The 20,543-nt window shown below is 31.3% G+C and carries 18 protein-coding genes and 1 pseudogene; 8 read left to right on the top strand and 11 right to left on the bottom strand.

The annotated features are described in order from the left end of the window. Positions 1 to 29: 29 nt before the first annotated feature. The 3 genes from lpdA to truA all read right to left on the bottom strand — a co-directional run bounded on the left by lpdA (position 30) and on the right by truA (position 4,115). Entirely contained in the window at positions 30 to 1,418 is a 1,389-nt protein-coding gene (gene lpdA / locus UEQ13_RS04335) for a dihydrolipoyl dehydrogenase (RefSeq protein WP_329805149.1), read from the bottom strand. Positions 1,419 to 1,530: 112 nt separating this feature from the next. Then, complete coding sequence (locus UEQ13_RS04330; RefSeq protein WP_329805148.1) at positions 1,531 to 3,357, bottom strand: ABC transporter ATP-binding protein; 1,827 nt, start codon at positions 3,355 to 3,357, stop codon at positions 1,531 to 1,533. A gap of 23 nt (positions 3,358 to 3,380) precedes the next feature. Further along, positions 3,381 to 4,115 (bottom strand): tRNA pseudouridine(38-40) synthase TruA, encoded by a 735-nt coding sequence (gene truA, locus UEQ13_RS04325; protein ID WP_329805147.1) that lies wholly within the window; start codon positions 4,113 to 4,115, stop codon positions 3,381 to 3,383. 223 nt (positions 4,116 to 4,338) lie between these two features. Between truA and UEQ13_RS04320 the strand changes: the two genes are divergently transcribed. Continuing rightward, positions 4,339 to 4,833, top strand: a complete 495-nt coding sequence (locus UEQ13_RS04320) for a metallophosphoesterase family protein (RefSeq protein ID WP_091315974.1) — start codon at positions 4,339 to 4,341, stop codon at positions 4,831 to 4,833. Positions 4,834 to 4,959: 126 nt separating this feature from the next. On the opposite strand, the gene UEQ13_RS04315 is transcribed toward UEQ13_RS04320, so the two are convergent. Beyond that, positions 4,960 to 5,370 carry a DUF4293 domain-containing protein gene (locus UEQ13_RS04315; RefSeq protein WP_329805146.1) on the bottom strand — a complete coding sequence of 137 codons (411 nt, stop codon included), beginning with the start codon at positions 5,368 to 5,370 and terminating at the stop codon, positions 4,960 to 4,962. Between the two features lie 203 nt (positions 5,371 to 5,573). Between UEQ13_RS04315 and rho the strand changes: the two genes are divergently transcribed. Continuing rightward, the gene (gene rho, locus UEQ13_RS04310) at positions 5,574 to 7,286 is read left to right on the top strand and encodes a transcription termination factor Rho (protein WP_329805145.1); all 1,713 of its coding nucleotides are present in this window, start codon (positions 5,574 to 5,576) and stop codon (positions 7,284 to 7,286) included. A 50-nt stretch (positions 7,287 to 7,336) separates the two neighbouring features. Here the strand turns inward: rho and UEQ13_RS04305 are convergent, their stop codons facing one another. Further along, a complete protein-coding gene (locus tag UEQ13_RS04305; RefSeq protein ID WP_329805144.1) occupies positions 7,337 to 7,696 on the bottom strand; it encodes a winged helix-turn-helix transcriptional regulator in 360 nt (119 codons plus the stop codon). Between the two features lie 121 nt (positions 7,697 to 7,817). On the opposite strand from UEQ13_RS04305, the gene UEQ13_RS04300 reads away from it, so the two are divergent. Beyond that, the gene (locus UEQ13_RS04300) at positions 7,818 to 8,681 is read left to right on the top strand and encodes an SDR family oxidoreductase (protein ID WP_329805143.1); all 864 of its coding nucleotides are present in this window, start codon (positions 7,818 to 7,820) and stop codon (positions 8,679 to 8,681) included. A gap of 61 nt (positions 8,682 to 8,742) precedes the next feature. Here UEQ13_RS04300 and UEQ13_RS04295 read toward each other — a convergent pair whose 3' ends face one another. Next, entirely contained in the window at positions 8,743 to 11,373 is a 2,631-nt protein-coding gene (locus UEQ13_RS04295) for a valine--tRNA ligase (protein ID WP_329805142.1), read from the bottom strand. A 157-nt stretch (positions 11,374 to 11,530) separates the two neighbouring features. Here UEQ13_RS04295 and UEQ13_RS04290 point away from each other — a divergent pair, with 157 nt between their 5' ends. Continuing rightward, on the top strand, positions 11,531 to 11,962 hold the full coding sequence (locus tag UEQ13_RS04290) for a DUF1573 domain-containing protein (protein ID WP_329805141.1): 432 nt from the start codon (positions 11,531 to 11,533) through the stop codon (positions 11,960 to 11,962). A gap of 65 nt (positions 11,963 to 12,027) precedes the next feature. Here UEQ13_RS04290 and UEQ13_RS04285 read toward each other — a convergent pair whose 3' ends face one another. From UEQ13_RS04285 to UEQ13_RS04275, 3 genes and pseudogenes are all read right to left on the bottom strand, one after another. Continuing rightward, a complete protein-coding gene (locus UEQ13_RS04285; protein WP_329805140.1) occupies positions 12,028 to 12,594 on the bottom strand; it encodes a YceI family protein in 567 nt (188 codons plus the stop codon). Between the two features lie 20 nt (positions 12,595 to 12,614). Further along, positions 12,615 to 13,247, bottom strand: a pseudogene (locus tag UEQ13_RS04280) (NAD(P)H-dependent oxidoreductase). A gap of 2 nt (positions 13,248 to 13,249) precedes the next feature. Continuing rightward, positions 13,250 to 13,702: a MarR family winged helix-turn-helix transcriptional regulator gene (locus tag UEQ13_RS04275; RefSeq protein WP_329805139.1), complete on the bottom strand. Its 453-nt coding sequence runs from the start codon at positions 13,700 to 13,702 to the stop codon at positions 13,250 to 13,252. 178 nt (positions 13,703 to 13,880) lie between these two features. Here UEQ13_RS04275 and UEQ13_RS04270 point away from each other — a divergent pair, with 178 nt between their 5' ends. The 3 genes from UEQ13_RS04270 to UEQ13_RS04260 are packed head-to-tail and all read left to right on the top strand — an operon-like array spanning position 13,881 to position 17,274. After that, positions 13,881 to 14,189 (top strand): rhodanese-like domain-containing protein, encoded by a 309-nt coding sequence (locus UEQ13_RS04270; RefSeq protein WP_329805138.1) that lies wholly within the window; start codon positions 13,881 to 13,883, stop codon positions 14,187 to 14,189. Positions 14,190 to 14,207: 18 nt separating this feature from the next. Next, positions 14,208 to 16,445: a cation:proton antiporter gene (locus UEQ13_RS04265; protein WP_329805137.1), complete on the top strand. Its 2,238-nt coding sequence runs from the start codon at positions 14,208 to 14,210 to the stop codon at positions 16,443 to 16,445. A 1-nt stretch (position 16,446) separates the two neighbouring features. Then, a complete protein-coding gene (locus UEQ13_RS04260; protein ID WP_329805136.1) occupies positions 16,447 to 17,274 on the top strand; it encodes a CvfB family protein in 828 nt (275 codons plus the stop codon). 90 nt (positions 17,275 to 17,364) lie between these two features. Here the strand turns inward: UEQ13_RS04260 and pyrE are convergent, their stop codons facing one another. Continuing rightward, complete coding sequence (gene pyrE / locus UEQ13_RS04255; RefSeq protein WP_329805135.1) at positions 17,365 to 18,006, bottom strand: orotate phosphoribosyltransferase; 642 nt, start codon at positions 18,004 to 18,006, stop codon at positions 17,365 to 17,367. A gap of 7 nt (positions 18,007 to 18,013) precedes the next feature. On the opposite strand from pyrE, the gene UEQ13_RS04250 reads away from it, so the two are divergent. Further along, the gene (locus UEQ13_RS04250) at positions 18,014 to 18,628 is read left to right on the top strand and encodes an NUDIX hydrolase (RefSeq protein ID WP_329805134.1); all 615 of its coding nucleotides are present in this window, start codon (positions 18,014 to 18,016) and stop codon (positions 18,626 to 18,628) included. A gap of 70 nt (positions 18,629 to 18,698) precedes the next feature. Here the strand turns inward: UEQ13_RS04250 and UEQ13_RS04245 are convergent, their stop codons facing one another. Next, entirely contained in the window at positions 18,699 to 20,408 is a 1,710-nt protein-coding gene (locus UEQ13_RS04245; RefSeq protein ID WP_329805133.1) for a M14 family zinc carboxypeptidase, read from the bottom strand. Between the last annotated feature and the right edge of the window lie 135 nt (positions 20,409 to 20,543).

The raw sequence follows: 20,543 nt of genomic DNA, 5'->3' as shown, positions 1-20,543 counted from the left end.
AATTCTTCGTAAATCTAAATTCGTAAATCTTAAATATGAATTACTTCATCATAAGCAGCAGCAACAGCTTCCATAACCGCTTCACTCATAGTAGGGTGAGGGTGAACTGCTTTTAATATTTCATGACCAGTAGTTTCTAATTTTCTTGCTACAACTGCTTCAGCAATCATATCTGTAACACCAGCACCAATCATATGGCAACCTAACCATTCACCGTATTTGGCATCGAAAATTACTTTTACGAATCCGTCTGTAGTTCCAGCAGCAGTTGCTTTTCCTGAAGCTGAGAATGGGAATTTACCTACTTTGATATCGTAACCTTTTTCTCTAGCTGCTTTTTCAGTTAAACCTACAGAAGCAATTTCTGGAGTAGCGTATGTACAACCTGGGATGTTTCCGTAATCTAATGGCTCCACGTGTAAACCAGCGATTTTTTCCACACATAAAATTCCTTCAGCAGAAGCCACGTGAGCTAAAGCTTGACCTGGAGTGATATCTCCAATCGCATAATATCCTGGAACATTAGTTTGGTAGAAATCGTTTACTAAGATTTTATCTCTATCAGTTGCAATTCCAACTTCTTCTAAACCAATATTTTCAATGTTAGTTTTAATTCCAACGGCAGAAAGTAAAATTTCAGCTTCTAAAGTTTCTTCTCCTTTAGCTGTTTTTACAGTAGCTTTTACACCATTTCCTGTAGTATCAATTTTCTCTACAGAAGAATTAGTCATAATTTTTACACCCGCTTTTTTCATTGAACGCTCCATTTGTTTAGAAATGTCTTCGTCTTCAACAGGTACAATATTTGGCATAAATTCAACAATCGTAACATCAGTTCCCATTGAGTTATAGAAATGAGCAAATTCCACCCCAATTGCTCCAGAACCTACAATAATCATAGATTTTGGTTGTGTTGGTAAAGTCATTGCTTGTCTGTATCCAATTACTTTTACACCATCTTGTGGTAAGTTTGGTAATTCACGAGAACGAGCTCCAGTAGCAATAATAATGTTGTCAGCTGAATATTCAGTAACTTTTCCGTCAGCGGCAGTCACGTCAATTTTCTTACCTGGTTTTACTTTTCCAAAACCATCGATAACATCAATTTTATTTTTTTTCATTAAGAATTGAACACCTTTGCTCATTCCACCAGCCACATTACGTGAACGGGCAACAACTGCGTTAAAATCTTTATCTACATTATCTACTTTTAATCCGTAGTCAGCAGCATGTTTTAAATAATCGAAAACTTGAGCTGATTTTAGTAATGCTTTTGTTGGAATACAACCCCAATTTAAACAAACGCCACCTAAATTTTCTTTTTCAATAACGGCAACTTTAAATCCTAATTGTGAGGCTCTAATTGCTGTAACATATCCACCAGGACCACTTCCTAAAACTATAATATCGTATTTCATATTTTATTGTGTTTATTTATTATTGTAAAATATGCAGTCGCTTACGCTCGTGTCATAATGTGTGTTTTTCTTGTTTTTTCTGATTGCGAAATTAGTAAATATTTATTTATTTTTACGATACAACTTCGGGTTTTTCAAATTGTGCTTCGTATAATTTTTTATAGTATCCGTTTTCTAGTTTTAATAATTCTTTGTGTTTACCTTTTTCAACGATTAAACCTTTGTCCATCACAATAATAGTATCTGCATTTACGATGGTTGCCAAACGATGCGCGATGATTATTGAAGTTCTTCCTTCAGTTAATGTTTTGGTGGCTTTTTGAATTAATTCTTCTGAATGGGAATCGATAGAAGATGTCGCCTCATCCAAAATCAAAATACTTGGATTACTAATATATGCGCGTAAAAAGGCAATTAATTGGCGTTGTCCAGAAGATAACATCACACCACGTTCTTTTACATCATAATCGTATCCGTTGGGTAAAGACATTAAGAAATCGTGAATTCCGATTTTCTTCGCAGCTTCATAAACATCTTCTCTTTTAATGTTTTCATCGAAAAGGGTAATATTATTGTAAATGGAATCGGCAAACAAGAAAACATCTTGTAAAACCATGGCAATTTCTTTTCGAAGAGTTTCTAAAGTATAATCGTTAATATTAATGTTGTCGATTAAAATTTTCCCCGAATCTATTTCGTAAAAACGATTTAATAAATTGATGATAGTCGATTTTCCCGCACCAGTAGCACCAACAATAGCAACGGTTTCGGCTTCTTTGACTTCAAGATTGATACCTTTTAGAATTTCTTCATTTTTAAGATAACTGAATCGTACGTTTTCAATTTTGATATTACCATTGAATTTTTCAGTATGAATCGTTCCATCATTTTGAACTTCTACATCCGATTCTAAAATTTCAAAAACTCTATCCGCCGCAACAATTCCCATTTGCATCACGTTGAATTTATCCGCAATTTGACGTAATGGATTGTACAACATGGAAATGTACATATTGAACGAAATTAGTTGTCCAACACTAGTTTCTGTATCGCCGTTAATGATAAATAACGCACCGAAATAGACTACTAAACCTAAAGTAATACTTGAAATAATATCAGCAATAGGGAAGAAGATACTATTGTATAAAATATTCTTCAACCAAGCTTTATTGTGCTTATGGTTAATTTCTTTAAATTTCTCTAATTCAATTTGCTCTCTATTAAACAATTGAACAATTTTCATTCCGGTTAATCGCTCTTGAATAAAGGTATTTAAATTGGCCACTTCATTACGTACTTCGTTAAAAGCTACTTTCATTTTTTTGTTGAAAATGTTTGTCGCAATTAAAATAACGGGCATAATTAATAGAACAATAGCTGTAATTTTCCAGTTGATAATCAGCATAAAAGCTAAGACGATAATCATTTTTAAAAAATCACTGACAATCATAAACAAACCTTGACTGAAAATACTGGCAATATTTTCCATATCGGAAACACAACGCGTAATAAGTTTTCCAACGGGTTCATTGTCAAAATATTTGGTTTTGAAACTGGCTAAATGTGCGAAAAGTTTTTCTCTAATGACTTTAACAATATCTTGTCCTAACCAACTTGAAACATAAACGAAGAAATATTGCGCGACAACCTCTAAAATCAGTATAAAAAGCATTAATGCTACCAATATTTTAATGTTGTAAGCGTTATTGCCATCTTGAAGAATAAAACTCATTACATTTAGAAAATAATCCTGAATTACATTGGTTTCTTTACCTGAATTTACGAAGTATTTATCGATAGTAATATTTAAAACCAAAGGTCTTAATGCGGCAACAATAGCCAAAAAAATAGCCCAAAAAGCAACGCTAACTAGTTTGCTTTTAAATGGCTTGGCATATTGTAATACTTTTTTAAAAGAGGATGATTTTAAAACGCTCATTTGGCTTATATGATTTTTAAAGGCTAAAGATAAGGATATTTTACTTTTGTTAGATATAATCCGTGAGCAGGAACTGAAAAACCGGCTTTATTTCTGCTTTTGCTTTCAATAATGTTTCTGAAATCTGACAAAGATGTTTTGTGAATACCAACATTTATTAGTGTTCCCACGATGGCACGAACCATATTTCGCAAAAATCTATCAGCCGTGATTGTAAAAATAATTTGATTTTCATTTTGTTGCCAATGTGCTTCTGTAATTTTACAATTGAAGGTTCTTACATCGGTATGAATTTTAGAAAAGCATTCAAAATCAATGTATTCGAAAAGTATTTTACTCGCTTCATTCATTAAATCTAAATCTAATTTATGATGCACTTTCCAACTTCCTTCAGAATTAAAAACATCTTTAAAGGTGTTGATGTGATATTCGTAGGTTCTACTCGTAGCATCAAAACGGGCATGAGCATCAGATTTTACTTCGATAATATTGAAAATGGCAATATCTTTTGGTAAAAACGAGTTTAATTTCTGAATCGTATTTGTAACATCAAACTCAACTTCTGTATCAAAATGCGCGAACATTTGTTTGGCGTGAACACCAGAATCAGTACGTCCAGCACCAACAATTTCAATCTTTTCTCTAAGTAATAAAGATAAAGATTTATCTAAAGTTTCCTGAATTGAAATGGCATTCGGTTGCACTTGAAACCCAAAATATTCTTTTCCGTTATAGGCAAATTCGATGAAGTATCTCAATTCTTATAATTTAGTTTGGCAAAAATAATGTTTTTCAATGGCAATATCAAATTCATTTTTTTTAACACAGATTGGAGAAATTATAAAAATTATTAAAATTTCTTTAATCTGTGTTAAAAAGTTTAAATATCATTCTTGTCTTAGTTTCTTAGTGGTAAAACTTTTTTACAACTTTATTACTTTTGCCTTTTTACTTGGCTCTTTAAAATCTTACTTTTGTCTTATGAAAAAAATACTCTTACTTTCAGATACGCACAGTCACATTGACGCAACCATTTTAAAATACGTAAAATTAGCAGATGAAGTTTGGCATGCGGGTGATATTGGCGATTTAAAAGTTACAGATACGATTAAAAAACTAAAACCTTTACGTGCTGTTTTTGGTAACATTGACAATCATGAAGCGCGTTTAGAATTCCCTTTAAACAATCGTTTTTTCTGCGAAGGTGTAGAGGTTTTGATTACTCATATTGGCGGTTATCCAGGAAAATATAGTCCTGCAATTAGAGAAGAGATAACTAAAAATCCACCAAAATTATTTATTTGTGGCCATTCACATATATTAAAAGTGATGTTCGATAAGAAACTAAACTGTTTACATATGAATCCTGGTGCAGCAGGAATTTCCGGTTTTCATCAAAAAAGAACCATGTTACGATTTGAAATTGATGGCGATAAAATTCAGAGTTTAGAGATTATTGAAATAGGAGACAAGTAAATAAAATTTACGATTTCAGATTTTTGATTTACGAAGTTGAAAGATACAAAACTGAACTAAAAACGAAAATCCGCTTAGTTTTCACTAAACGGATTTTCTACGCACTAATAAGCTAAGATGATAGGTTTATCGTATTCTGTCCACAGATTTTACGAGATCTTCGTCCCTTTTAATTGCCTTGTTGGCCAAAGCAAGAAAAAAGATAGAAAAAATGGGTAGAAGCATCCCAATACCTTTCTCAGAAACTTGCGCTTCTCCAGATAGAGTTAGTGAATGATATACTAATAATCCTATTATAATAAAGTTTAATATCATATTCAGTCTGTTTATCACAAACTGGTTTTGTCTTTTCTTGAAACTAAAAATACTAATAGCAGCTAAAACTGCCGAAATTAAAAATAAACCAATATATAATTTATTGTCTGCTGCAAAAATAGCTGACTTATTTGCAACGGTCCATATATTAATAAAAAAAGGTAAAACACCTGATAGTAAGATACAGATAAATAAATAAACCGATTGAATTCTTTGTAACATTTTTACTTTTTATAGTCACAAAAATATGTTTTCTTTTTTTAAAAAACTATTGTTTTATAATAAAATATTCGTAATATTGCATAGAATAATCGTAAGTACTTCATTATACGATACTTTAAAAGTAAAAAATTCTCATCACAATTTTTTTATTTTATTATCACATTTTTTTCATTTTATTAAGATTAAAAAATCCGTAAACATTTATGTTTGATACATCTACATTAAAAGGGATGAAACTCTCTGATTTGCAAGAAATTGCCAAAGTAGCTAATATTCAAAAATTCAAAACTTTAAAAAAAGATGAATTAATTACTCAGATATTAGACTTACAAAATACTCCTGAACCAAAACCAAAAGCAGAAAAACCTGCAAAAAAAGCACCAGTTGCAAAAGTAGTTAAGGAAGTCAAAGAGGTTCAGGAAGTTCAAGAAATTACTCCAGTTTCTGAGGAAAGTGAAGCGAAAACGCAACGTGCCAGAATCAAGAAACCTACAGCTAAACAAGCCAGTAAAGCTCAAGAAACTTTATCTTTTGAATTAGATGCGGAAATGAAATCAGAAGCTTACAGTCAGCAGCCAAAGAAAGTTGTTGAAGATAAAACCGAAAAAAATGGAAATTCTGACGCTAATGAGAATGCAGAAAATGTTGTAGCAGAACCTTCTAACGAAGAAAAAGCGGAAACAGCTGAACAAGAAAAAAACAATCCCAATCCAAATTTTAAGAAAAATAATAACCAAAATAACAATCCAAAATTTAATAAGAACAACGGAAATAAAAACTTCCGCGAATCTGATTTTGAATTTGACGGAATTATTGAAAGTGAAGGGGTTTTAGAAATGATGCCAGATGGTTATGGTTTCTTACGTTCTTCGGATTATAATTATTTAGCTTCTCCTGACGATATTTATTTATCACAATCTCAAGTTCGTTTATTCGGATTAAAAACAGGAGATACCGTTAAAGGTGTGGTTCGACCTCCAAAAGAAGGAGAGAAATTTTTCCCTTTAGTTAGAGTATTAAAAATCAACGGTCACGATCCACAAGTGATTCGTGATAGAGTTTCTTTCGAACATTTAACACCACTTTTCCCTGAAGAAAGATTCAATTTATCAGGAAAAAACACCTCTATATCTACAAGAATTATCGATATGTTCTCGCCAATTGGTAAAGGACAACGTGCCATGATTGTAGCACAACCAAAAACAGGTAAAACCATGCTATTAAAGGATATTGCCAATTCAATTGCAGCAAACCATCCTGAAGTATATTTAATTGTTTTATTAATTGATGAAAGACCGGAAGAGGTTACCGATATGCAGCGTAGTGTGCGTGCCGAAGTCATTGCTTCTACTTTCGATGAACCTGCAGACCGTCACGTAAAAGTAGCAAACATTGTTTTAGAAAAAGCAAAACGTTTGGTAGAATGCGGACACGATGTAGTGATTTTATTAGATTCAATTACACGTTTGGCAAGAGCTTATAACACAGTTCAACCCGCATCTGGAAAGGTGTTGAGTGGAGGAGTAGATGCCAACGCGTTACAAAAACCAAAACGTTTCTTTGGAGCCGCTCGTAATATTGAAAACGGTGGTTCATTAAGTATTATCGCAACAGCATTAACAGAAACAGGTTCTAAAATGGACGAAGTTATCTTCGAAGAATTTAAAGGAACTGGTAACATGGAATTACAATTAGATAGAAAAATATCTAACAAACGTATTTTCCCAGCTATCGATTTGGTTTCTTCAAGTACGCGTCGTGACGACTTATTATTAGACAAATCAACATTACAACATATGTGGATTTTACGTAAATACTTAGCTGATATGAACCCAGTAGAAGCTATGGAATTTATTGAATCTCGTATCAAAAGAACAAAAAATAACGAAGAGTTTTTAATTTCTATGAATGACTAGAAATTGAAATAATCATATAAAAAAGACCATCAATTTGATGGTCTTTTTTTTTAACTAAATAAACTTGTTCTATGTTGCAAGCCCCAATCTACCATTTTATCCAACACTTCACTTAATCTTTTAGCGGATTCTGTAAGTTCATATTCTACTAAAACGGGTGTGGCATCATAGACTTTTCGAGTAATGACACCATTTAATTCTAATTCTTTCAATTCTTTTGAAAGCATACGTGGTGTTATTTTTCCAATATTTTTCTGAATTTCAGTAAAACGTTTCTTTTCGTACAACAAAGTTCCAATAATAGGTAACTTCCATTTTCCACTTATCACATTCATGGTGTCATTAATTGCCAATACATAATTTATTGGGCAAGCCTTTATTTCACTGATACTTAACTGTTCTAATTTCATAACATTTGATTTAGTGGTATACCAAAGTATAGCACTATACTTTAAGATACTAGTATATTTTGTATAGCAAATATAAGTACTTTTGTTGTAGTAAAATAATAAACTTAAAAATATAATAATTATGATTTTAGTTACAGGAGCCACAGGACAATTAGGAAGTCAAATCGTAGAGCATTTGTTAACACAGATTTCTCCAAGTGAAATTGCGGTTTTAGTCAGAAGTGAAGAAAAAGCAAAAGAATTAAAAGAAAAAGGCGTTCAAATTAGAGTAGGAGATTATACCAATCCCAATTCGTTAGTGGAAGCTTTTAAAGAGGTAGAAAAGCTAATTTTAATTTCATCAAATGATTTTAATGACAGAATTGGACAGCACAAAAATGCGATTGATGCAGCAAAAAAAGCAGGAGTAGAGCATATTTTGTACACAAGTATGTCAATGAATGATATCGAAACTTCACCATTAAAAGGGTTTTTAGAAGATCATTACCAAACGGAAGATTACATCAAACAAAATGGTTTTACTTATACGATGTTGCAACATTCGTTATATGCAGATGTCATTCCAATGTTTATTGGTGAACAAGTTTTAGATACAGGTGTCTTTTTCCCAGCGGGTGAGGGTAGAGTAGCCTATGCTTCAAGAACGGATTTAGCGGAAGCGATTTCAAAAATAGTTGTATCAGTTGCATTTGATAATCAGAGTTTACCTTTAACAAACACAGAAAATTATTCTTATACTGATGTAGCAGAAATTTTAACTGAAGTATCAGGAAAAGAAGTCACATACGTGAGTCCAACTCCTGAAGTTTTTGCAGAAACCTTAAAAGGATTTGGTTTACCAGAACCTATTATTCAAATGTCGTTAGGATTTGCAGCCGGAATTAAAAATAACGATTTTGATAAACCCTTCCCAAATTTAGAAACCATTTTAGGAAGAAAACCTCAAACATTGAAAGAGTATTTAAAATCTGTTTATATCAAGTAATAAATCAAAAAAAAAGCCGATTTCACTAAGAAAATCGGCTTTTTACTTTAAAAATATATTGTTACTTCAATCCAGCGATACTTTGCTCGATTGTTGCAATTTTTGCTAAAGCATCTGCTTCTTTTTTGCGTTCGTTTTCAATGATTTCTGGTTTTGCGTTGGCTACAAACTTTTCATTAGATAATTTAACTTGTACCGATTTCAAGAAACCATTAATATAATTTAATTCTTCAGTTAATTTTGCAATTTCTGCTTCCACATCAATGTTTCCAGTAATTGGAATGAAATATTCGTTAGATTTTACTCTATACGATAAAGCACCGTCTACTTTTTCAGTCACGTACATTAAATCTACAATGTTTCCTAATTTCATGATGATAGCATCGAAATAAGAAGAAGCTTTTTCATTATTCACGACTCTTAATTCGATAACATCTTTGAAAGGAATATTTTTATCTTTTCTAATTGTTCTAATTCCAGAAATTACATCCGTTGCGAAATCGAAATCAGCAATTAAAGCTGTATTTACTGAAGTCATTTTCGGATATTCTGCTACAATTAAAGCTTGTTCTGGCGTTCTTTCTGCAATGTGTTGCCAAATTTCTTCCGTTAAGAAAGGCATAAATGGATGTAATAATTTTAAATTATTTTCTAACATTTCAATCGCTTTCTCAAAAGTCGCTTTGTCAATTGGTTGTTGGTATCCAGGCTTAATCATTTCTAAGAACCAAGAACAGAAATCGTCCCAAACTAATTTATAAGTCGCCATTAAAGCTTCCGATAATCTGTATTTTTCGAAATTATCTTCAATTTCTAATAAGGTTTGTTGCAGTTTTGCTTCGTACCATTCAATCGCTACTTTTGAAGATTCAGGTTGTGGAATCGTTTCAGAAACTTCCCAACCTTTAATCAATTTAAACGCATTCCAAATTTTATTCGTAAACGCTTTTCCTTGATTACATAATTCTTCATCAAATAAAATATCATTTCCAGCAGAAGCACTTAATAATAATCCTACACGAACACCATCTGCACCAAATTTCTCAATTAAACCTAATGGTTCAGGAGAATTCCCTAATGATTTAGACATTTTTCGACCTTGACTATCACGAACTAATCCTGTTAAATATATGTTTTTGAAAGGTTTTGCATCAGCATATTCGTAGCCTGCAATAATCATACGCGCTACCCAGAAGAATAAAATATCCGGTCCAGTAACTAAATCGTTTGTTGGATAATAATATTTAAAATCTTCGTTTTCTGGATCCATAATTCCACCAAAAACCGACATTGGCCATAACCATGAAGAGAACCAAGTGTCAAGTGCGTCAGCGTCTTGACGTAAGTCTGAAGTCTGAAGTTGGGAGTTGGAAGTTCTTTCTTTAGCTAAAACTAAAGCCTCTTCAATGTTTTCAGCTACAACGAAATCTTCTTTTCCATCACCGTAGAAATAGGCTGGAATTTGTTGTCCCCACCATAATTGACGAGAAATGTTCCAATCGCGAATATTATTTAACCAATGCGCATACGTATTATTAAAACGACTTGGGTATAATTTGATTTCATCAGATTCTAAAACGGCATGAATTGCTGGTTTTACTAAATCTTCCATTTTTAGGAACCATTGATCTGATAAACGAGGTTCAATTACACATTTTGTTCTTTCAGAAGTTCCAACATTATTAGTGTATGGCTCTACTTTATCTAAAGCATTAATTGAAGTCAATTCTGCTTCAATTTCTTTACGAACTACGAATCTATCTTTACCTTCATAATGTAATCCGAACGAGTTTAAAGTCGCATCTTCATTAAAAATATCAATGATTTCTAAATTGTGCTTGTCACCTAAAGTTTTATCATTAACATCGTGAGCTGGAGTTACTTTTAAACATCCAGTACCGAATTCTAAATCCACATATTCATCTTCAATAATAGGAATAATCTTTCCAGAAATAGGTACGATTGCTTTTTTTCCTTTTAAATTGAAATGTCTTTCATCATTTGGATTGATACAAATAGCAGTATCACCGAAAATAGTTTCAGGTCGAGTAGTGGCAACCACTAAATAATCTGAAGAATTTTCGATTTGATATTTGATATAATATAGTTTTCCTTGGCGTTCTTCAAAAATTACTTCTTCGTCAGATAAAGTAGTTTTCGCTTCAGGATCCCAGTTTACCATTCTGTAACCTCTGTAAATCATACCTTTATTGTATAAATCTACAAACGAACGAATTACAGATGCAGACATGTCAGGATCCATTGTAAATTTAGTTCTGTCCCAATCACAAGAACAACCTAATTGTTTTAGTTGCTCTAAAATGGTTCCACCGTATTTATCTGTCCAATCGTAGGCATGTTTTAAAAACTCTTCACGAGTTAAATCGAATTTATCAATGCCTTCCGATTTTAATTTTGCAACAACTTTAGCTTCAGTAGCAATAGAAGCGTGATCTGTACCAGGAACCCAACACGCATTGAAACCTTTTAAACGCGCACGACGAATTAACACATCTTGAATCGTATTGTTCAACATATGTCCCATGTGTAAAACTCCAGTAACATTTGGTGGAGGAATTACAATAGTATATGGCGTTCTATGATCTGGAGTAGAATGAAAATAATTGTTTTTCATCCAGTACTCGTACCATTTTTGTTCTACGGCTTTGGCATCAAATTGGGCTGGTATCATTTATATCTTGATTTTTGTAAATAAATAAGTCTCTTTGGTATAATTTTTGAATTATATCTGCAAAAGTAATTATATAAAACAGAATAAAAAAAATGTATTTACTTTTTGTTAGTTAGTTTAAATAACATATTTTTACAAATCTCAAATTAATATAAAAATGAAAAAATTAGTACTTATTTTAGGTTTAATGGTAACAGGTTTATCAGCTAATGCACAAAATGGTGCAAAAATTGAATTTAAAGAAGAAACCATTAATTATGGTGAAGTTTATAAAGGTGTTGATTCTGGTAAAAGAACTTTTGAGTTTCAAAACATTGGAAATGAGCCTTTAGTTATCAAAGATGCGAAAAGTAGCTGTGGTTGTACAGTTCCAAGTTTTTCGAAAGAACCAATTGCGCCAGGTAAAACAGGAGTTATTGAAGTACAATACAACATGAATCCAGGACCAATTAGTAAAACCATAACAGTTGAAACTAATGCAGTAAACAAAGATAATGGAATGGTCGCTTTAAGAATTAAAGGTACTGTTTTAGTAAAAGAAGAAAAAAATATTTTAGAAAAAAAGCCTGCTGGGCCAGTTTCTAAATAAAAAAAAAATGATATAAAAAAAGTCCCGAGAAATCGGGACTTTTTTGTTTTACTATAGTTTGATAATTACCAAGCTAAGTTAACTTTTAATTCAAATTCGTCGTTAATTGTTTTGTCTCCTAAGTCAGAGAAAAATGAACCTGAGCCATATTTAATATCATATTTAGTTCTATCAACTTTTAAAGTTGTAGTTGCAGTGTTTCCTTTAACTGTAATATCAAAAGTAATTGGTTTAGTAATTCCTTTGATTGTTAAATCAGCAGTTACAGTATATAAACCTTTTCCTTTTCCGCTAATATTTTTGAAAACTAAGTTGGCTGTTTTGTGTTTTTCAACACCAAAGAAATCTTCAGCTTTTAAATGTCCATCTAAATTTTCTTTACCTTGACCAGCTTTTAAATCGGTAGTATTAATAGTTGTCATGTCAACATTAAAAGTTCCACCTTTTAAAACTTTTCCTTTGAATACTAAAGCACCATCTTGTAAATTGATTGTTCCAGTATGTGAACCCGTTACTTTTTTACCTGTCCAAACGATACCACTTTTTGATACGTTGATTTTTTTTGTTTGTGCATTTGCTGTAAAAGATACTAAAGCTACTAATGCTACTGCAATTGTTTTTAAATTTTTCATTTTTGTTAGATATTTAGTTATTAAATTGTTTCGAATAATTCTGATTTTGGTTTTCTTACTTTAATATAATGTTGAGTGTCATCTTCATCATGTCTGTAACCAACTGTTGCTACTAAAGTGGCATGTAAGCCTTTTTCTTTTAAGCCTAAGATTTCGTCGTATTGATCTGGTACAAAACCTTCCATTGGCGTCACGTCAATTTTTAATTCAGCTGCAGCGTTTAATAAATTCCCTAAAGCTAAATACGTTTGTTTTGCTGTCCAAATATTTTGTTGTTCTGGAGTTAAATTAGTAATATTTCCAATCATAAAATCAGCATAACCTTTTACACTTTCCAATGGAATATTTCAAGTTGTTGCCATATTTTCTGCATAATTATTAATGTAATCTGCATCAATATTTGTAATATTAGCGAAAACTAATAGGTGAGAAGCGTCTACAATTTGACTTTGTCCCCAAGATGCTGGTTGCAATTGTTTTCTAATTTCCTCGTTTTCAATTATTAAAACTTTATACGGTTGTAAACCATATGAAGATGATGATAATTGTATAGCGTCTTTTAAAATTTCTAAATCTGATTCAGATACTTTTTTCTCGCTATTAAATTTTTTTGTGGCATAACGCCAATTCTGATTTTCAATAAATGTGCTCATAATTAATTTCTGTATTTTTCTAATAAATAATTAAGTTGTTCTAATTCTTCTTCTGTTAAATTGCTTGCTAAGCTATTTTCGTGTTCAATTACAATTGGATCTAAAGTTTCTAAAACTTCTAAACCTTTTTCTGTAATTGTAATTTCCATTTTTCTTTTGTTAGATGGACAAACTTTTCGAATTACTAATTCTTTTAGTACCAATTTGTCTACCAATCTAGTCGTATTACTATTTTTAGAAATCATTCTTTCTTGTATAACCGACATGTTTGCAGGTTTTCCTTTCTGACCTCTTAATATTCGTAATACATTATATTGTTCACTTGATAAATCGAAAGGTTTTAATATTTCCAAAAACTTATCACCAATAATACTTCTCGAAAAAGATAAATTCAAGATGACTTTTTTGGCCAATGATAATTCTACTGTACTTTTTATTTCTTCTTCGATTTTCATAACAGTTGTTATTTGTAAGTACAAATGTACTGCTTTTATTTTATTTGTATATACAAATGTTATTAATTTTTTGTTAAATTTAAATTAGAGCTATAAAATAAAGAGAATCAGATGTACAATAGAAAATAAATTTTTATATCTGAATTCTTGTTGTAAATTTGAGCAAAATATAAAATAGATGAATTTAGACCAAAAAGAGTGGTGGGAAGGTTTTTTAGCCACTGAAAACGCAGTAATTTTAGATGTAAGAACAGAAGATGAAGTAGCAAACGGAATTATTCCAGGCGCTATTAATATAGATATTTACAAAGGACAAGGTTTTATTTACCAAGTAGAAGAATTAGATAAAGACAAAACTTATTTTGTATATTGTCTTGCTGGTGGTAGAAGCGCTCAAGCTTGTGGCATTATGAAACAATTAGGTTTTGAAAAAACATACAACCTTGTTGGTGGTATTTCACAATGGGAAGGACCTATTGAAAACTAAATTTAGTCATTTTCCTTAATGAAGAATTATAAAAATTCATTTTTCTATATTACAATTCTAATAGTTTTCTCTAGTATTATTTATTCTATATTACTAAGAGGAAAGGCATTAGAATTTGGCAAAGTTTCTAATGAAATAGTTGTCAAGCATAAATATTTTGATGAATTTGTAAGCTCTATTTTGCATAATATTTTTCATCCATTAGCAATTTTATTAGCACAAATTGTTACTATTATTTTTGTAGCACGTTTTTTTGGTTGGATTTGTCGAAAAATTGGTCAACCTACAGTTATTGGTGAAATGTTAGCAGGTATTGCTTTAGGACCCTCTTTATTTGGAGCTTATTTCCCTGATTTATTTCCAGTTTTATTTCCGCAAGAATCAATTGTGAATTTAAAATTTTTAAGCCAAATTGGTTTAATATTCTTTATGTTCGTAGTAGGAATGGAGCTTGATTTGAAAGTGCTTAGAACAAAAGTAAAAGAGGCTTTTATTATTAGTCATACAAGTATAATTATTTCTTATGCATTAGGATTAGGCTTAGCTACTTTTTTATATAAAGAATTTGCTCCAAAAGGTGTACATTTTATGTCTTTTGGTTTATTTATGGGTGTAGCAATGAGTATTGCTGCATTTCCTGTTTTAGCCAGAATTGTTCAAGAAAGAGGCTTACAAAAAACAAAAATCGGTGCTTTAGTTATTACATGTGCTGCCATTGACGACATAACAGCTTGGTGTTTATTAGCAGCAGTGATTGCTATTGTGAAAGCTGGTTCTGTAGCAAGTTCATTATACATTATCGCAATGGCGATTGGTTATATTGCCTTAATGTTAGTATTGGTTAGACCCTTTTTAAAACATATTGGAGATTTATATAATTCTGCTGAGAAAATTACTAAACCTGTTGTTGCAATTTTCTTTGTAACCTTATTAATTTCTTCTTATTTAACTGAGATTATTGGTATTCACGCTTTGGTTGGTGCTTTTGTAGCTGGTGTAATTATGCCAGATAATATGAAATTTCGAAATATATTTATAGAAAAAGTTGAAGATGTTTCGTTGGTTGTACTTTTGCCCTTGTTTTTTGTTGTAACGGGTTTAAATACTAAAATTGGGTTGCTAAATACTGAATATTTATGGAAAACTACAGGTATAATTGTTTTAGTAGCGGTTGGAGCTAAGTTTTTAAGCAGTACTTTAACAGCTAAATTTGTGGGACAAAATTGGAGAGATAGTTTAACTTTAGGTGCGTTAATGAACACACGTGGTTTAATGGAACTTATCGTTTTAAATATTGGTTTAGAATTAGGAGTGCTTTCACCAAAAATATTTGCAATGATGGTGATTATGGCGCTTTCCACAACTTTTATGACGGGCCCAGCTTTAAATTTAATTGATTTTATCTTTAAAAAACGTAAAAATCTTATTCCAACTAATTCTGATAATTTAGAATATAAAGTTTTAGTTTCATTCGAAAATCCAGAAGATGGTAAGCATTTGTTGAAAGTTGCAAATAATTTTATCAGTATAGATAAGGAAAAACAATCAATTACTGCCATGTACATTTCTTCTACTAATGAAGTTAATCCTTATAAAATTGAAGAATACGAGAGAGAAAGTTTCAAACCCGTATTAAAAGAAGCCAATAAATTAAACCGTAAAGTGGAAACACTTTTTAAAGCTTCTCGCGATATTGATTCAGATATAGTAGAAGTAGGTAATAAAGGAGAATTCGATTTAGTGTTAATCAACATTGGTTCTTCTATCTTTGAAGGAACGCTTTTAGGAAAAGTATTAGGAATTACATCTAAATTCATCAACCCTGAAAATTTATTAAACACGTTTACAAGAAAAGAAAAGTTGTTTGAAATCAATTATTTTGATGACAAAACACAAGCAATCATTAATAAGACAGAAGTGCCATTAGGAATTTATGTCGATAAGAATTTAATTAAAACCGAGAATATTTCCGTAATTTTATTCAATGAAGCAGATCAATTTTTACTAGATTACGTAAAATTACTAAAGAAGAATTCTCAAGCTAAGATTTCAATTTTCGATACGTATGATATTGTAAATGAAGAGAATAAAATCACACATGAAAATGTAAAAGTCATACATTCTTCAAAATTAGAAAAAGATTTCTTAAAAGAACAAGATTTATTAATCATGAGTATTGATAGTTGGAAAAAACTAATTGATACAAGAAGTGTTTGGTTAAACAATACACCATCACTTTTAATAATAAAACCATAATATGTTACAAATAGGTGTTTACCACACATTAAAAATAGATAGAGAAACAAAAGTTGGATTGTTTTTAGTTAACGCGACAGACGATGTTTTGTTGCCAAATAAATACGTGCCAAACGATTTCACTATTGGCGATGACATTACCGTTTTCGTATATTTAGATCACGAAGAGCGTCCAGTTGCTACGACAATTAAACCATTAATTTCATTAAATTCGTTTGCGGTTTTAAAAGTAAATTACATCAATAAGTTTGGTGCCTTTTTAAATTGGGGAATGGAAAAAGATTTGTTTGTTCCCTTCAAAGAACAAGCGCGTCCAATGGAAAAAGACAAGCGTTATATTGTAACGATGTATTTAGACAAACAAACGGGTAGGTTAGCAGCATCGAGCAAAATCAACCAGTTTTTAGATAAAGAGCCTTTAGATATTGAAGTGGGTCAAGAAGTAGATTTAATGGTTTCTCATATTACTGAAATCGGAATCAATGTAATTATCAACGGAAAATTTAGAGGATTGGCGTATCAAAATGAAGTTTTTGAAACGGTTTCTCCAGGATATAAAACCAAAGGTTATATTAAAACGATTCGTCCTGACGGAAAAATTGATGTTTCTTTCCAAAAACAAGGCTTTGAAGCAATTGACGATTCTGCACAACAAGTTTTAGAAGAATTAAAACAAAACGACGGCGTTTTACGTTTGAATGACAACAGTCATCCGGAAGAAATAAAATCGGTTATGAAAATGAGTAAAAAAACATTCAAAAAAGCGATTGGAAGTTTATACAAACAAAAACTAATTGATATCAATAATGAAGGAATTCAGTTGGTGTAATTTCAAAATAAAAAAAACGTCTCGAAATATCGGGACGTTTTTTGTTTTTAATAATTCGTAAATCTAAATTCGTAAATAGTAAATCAAAAACTATTTTCCCCACTCACTCGGATTGCTATTCCAAGATTGTAGGGTTTCTAATTCTTCTTCCGAAACATATTTTTTCTCAACGGCTTTCTCAATTAAGTTTTCGTAATTACTTAACGTGTAAACCTCTAATTTTGCTTCCGAAATCTTTTCTTCAGAAATAGGAAAACCATACGTAAAAATCGCTGCCATACCTTTAACATTAGCGCCTTCATTACGTAAAGCTTCTACTGCCATTAAACTACTTCCACCAGTTGAAATTAAATCTTCTACGACAATTACGGTCTGACCTTTTTGTAAAAAACCTTCCACTTGATTTTGTCTTCCATGCTTTTTAGCTTCTGGTCGAACATACACAAAAGGCAATCCCATAGCTTCTGCTACTAAGATTCCGATACCAATTGCGCCTGTTGCCACACCTGCAATGACGTCTGGACGACCAAATTTGTCTTCAATTTGCTTTACAAATTCATCTCTAATATAATTTCTAACCGCTGGAAACGAAAGCGTTATACGGTTATCACAATAAATTGGACTTTTCCAGCCAGAAGCCCAAGTAAAAGGATTTTTAGAATTCAATTTAATTGCGTTTATTTGTAAAAGCAATTCGGCTGTTTGTTGTGCTGTGTTGTTGTTAAATATCATATTGCAAATGTATAAAGTTTTTGTAAACGAGAAACCACTTTTTTTAACAAATAAGTTTGAAAAGGAAACAAATTTTAAAATTTATTTGTTGGAAACGGTAAATATTCCAAAAGTAATCTCAGAATTATTTTTGAATAAAATACAAAGTGCCTACTTATATCATTCCGATGAAAAGTTGATTATGAAGACTTTGAAATCGAAAATCCCTGTGGCAAAAGCTGGTGGTGGATTGGTATTTAACGCCAATGGAGAAGTTTTGTTTATTTTCAGAAATGGAAAATGGGATTTACCAAAAGGCGGAATCGAAAAAGAGGAAACCATGGAAAACGCAGCCATGCGTGAAGTAGAAGAAGAAACCGGAGTTTCAGGATTAAAAATCACAGAAAAATTACAAAAAACATACCATGTATTTAAACGTAACGGAGTTTTTAAATTAAAAATCACCTATTGGTTCAAAATGGAAACCAATTACACAGGACCAACTTGTCCGCAAGAAAAAGAAGGAATCTCAAAAGCCGTTTGGCTAAAACCCTCAGAAATTGAAGCCGCTTTAGGTAATTCTTACGAAAATATCAAGTTGTTGTTTGAAAATAAAAATGCTAATGTGTCAATTGTAAAATAAGACAATGATGTGCCAATTAAAATACTATTTTAGAATATTGGTACATTGATAATTGAAAATTTTCAAATTATCAATTCACTCTAAAAACAGGATACATCATATACGCTTTTTCAAAGTATTTCGAATGTTTGTACACCCAATATAATTGATCTCCGCCGTTTTCTGCAAAAGCTTTATCCGTTTGTTTTTTAGTTTCGAATTCTTGTTTTAAAGTTGGGTTTTCGTCTAAAATTTGTTTCGCTAAATCTTCAAAAACATAACTAGAATAGCCTTCTTTTTGTTGCAAAATCGTATCGAAGAAATTCCAATTGAAATACGAATCAACCGCTTCTGGTTCTAAAGTTTCTAACAAATATTTCACACCTAATTGATTGGTAGAAATTTTATAATCACCCGCTCTAAATTCCATCTTTTCAGTACTTTTTGTGACAGTAGTATTATAATGTCCATAATGACCTTCATAGGCATTTTTAGAAGTTTGATATGTGTCAATTTTATAAATTTCGACTTCAATTATTTCATTTTTAGAAACTTGTGTCATTTCTATGTTGTTCAATTTCAATAACTCAATAATTTGCCATTGACTTTGTGGCACTACATAATATTTCGGTATAGTTACAAATTTCGTGGGTTTGTAATTTCCATAAAACGGAATTTTTTTGGTAAAAGGTTTATTTTTATCATAAAACAATCTGTCTTTTCCAGAGATTTCACTTGGTTTGTAACCGCCTTCAAAACCTTTAAAATCTATATAAGATACTTTTGTAGAATCAATCGCCCAATGTAATGGATATTGGTTTCCAGCTTTAAAACTTTCTAAATTGTCTTTTCTTACTTGTTTGATTTTTTCCCAATTCGCATCGGTATAATTAATCGCCGTTACCATAAATTCATAAGTCGTTTTCACTCGGTCTTTATAAGGCTTTAACATATGCGTTTCTGGTACAAATCCTAAAGTATTAAATAGAGTAGTGTAGCCAGTGGCATAACGTGGAGTATCAGTAAATTGTTCGTAACCTAAATCAGGTTTTGCGCCGTGAATATTTACATATGGAACCACATCAATTTTCTTTTTCTGCATGTCTTTTACCATTTCTGGATACATTTCATTTTTGAAAAAGTTACCTAATTTCTCGCCTAAACGTTCGTGCTGAGTAGCAATACAAGTAAAAGTATATTGGTAATCAGCGCCATTTGACACGTGATTGTCTAAAAAAACATCCGGTTTAACTGTATGAAATAATTCTTGAAAACTTCTAGAATTTCGAGTGTCAGATTTAATAAAATCTCTATTTAAATCGTAATTTCTACCATTTCCTCTAAATCCGTAGGCTTCTGGTCCATTTTGATTGGCTCTTGAAAACGAATTTCTATTCAACATTCCGTCAATATTATATACTGGAATTGCTACAACGATAGTGTTTTTAGGCACTTTTATTTTTGAATTGGCTAAATCTCGCATCAACATCATTGTGGCATCAATTCCGTCTGGTTCGCCAGGATGAATCCCATTGTTGACTAATATAACCACTTTGTTTTGGTTGAAAGTAAAGTTTTTATTCTCAGAAAAAACCACAATATGTAATGGTTTTCCACTATCGGTTAAACCCATGGTTTTCATTTCAATTTTATCTGAATTTGTATCTAACAATTGATAAAACGAAACACATTCTTCATACGTTGTAGATTGATTTTTATTCCCTTTTTCGAATGGTGTAAGTTGGTTATTTTGAGCGTTTACTAACAGTGAAGCAAACATAAATAGAACAATAAAACGCATAGTTATATATTTGAATTCCAAAAGTAAGAATTATAAATGGCAATTTCAAAGGCAAAAATCAAATTCAAATATTTATAATAACATATAATTGAACATTGAGAAATTGAATATTGGCAAATTAAAATTATCTTTGCC

This window comes from Flavobacterium facile (assembly GCF_036321945.1).
Taxonomy (GTDB): Bacteria; Bacteroidota; Bacteroidia; order Flavobacteriales; family Flavobacteriaceae; genus Flavobacterium; species Flavobacterium facile.
This window is presented reverse-complemented; position numbering and strand designations above follow the sequence as displayed.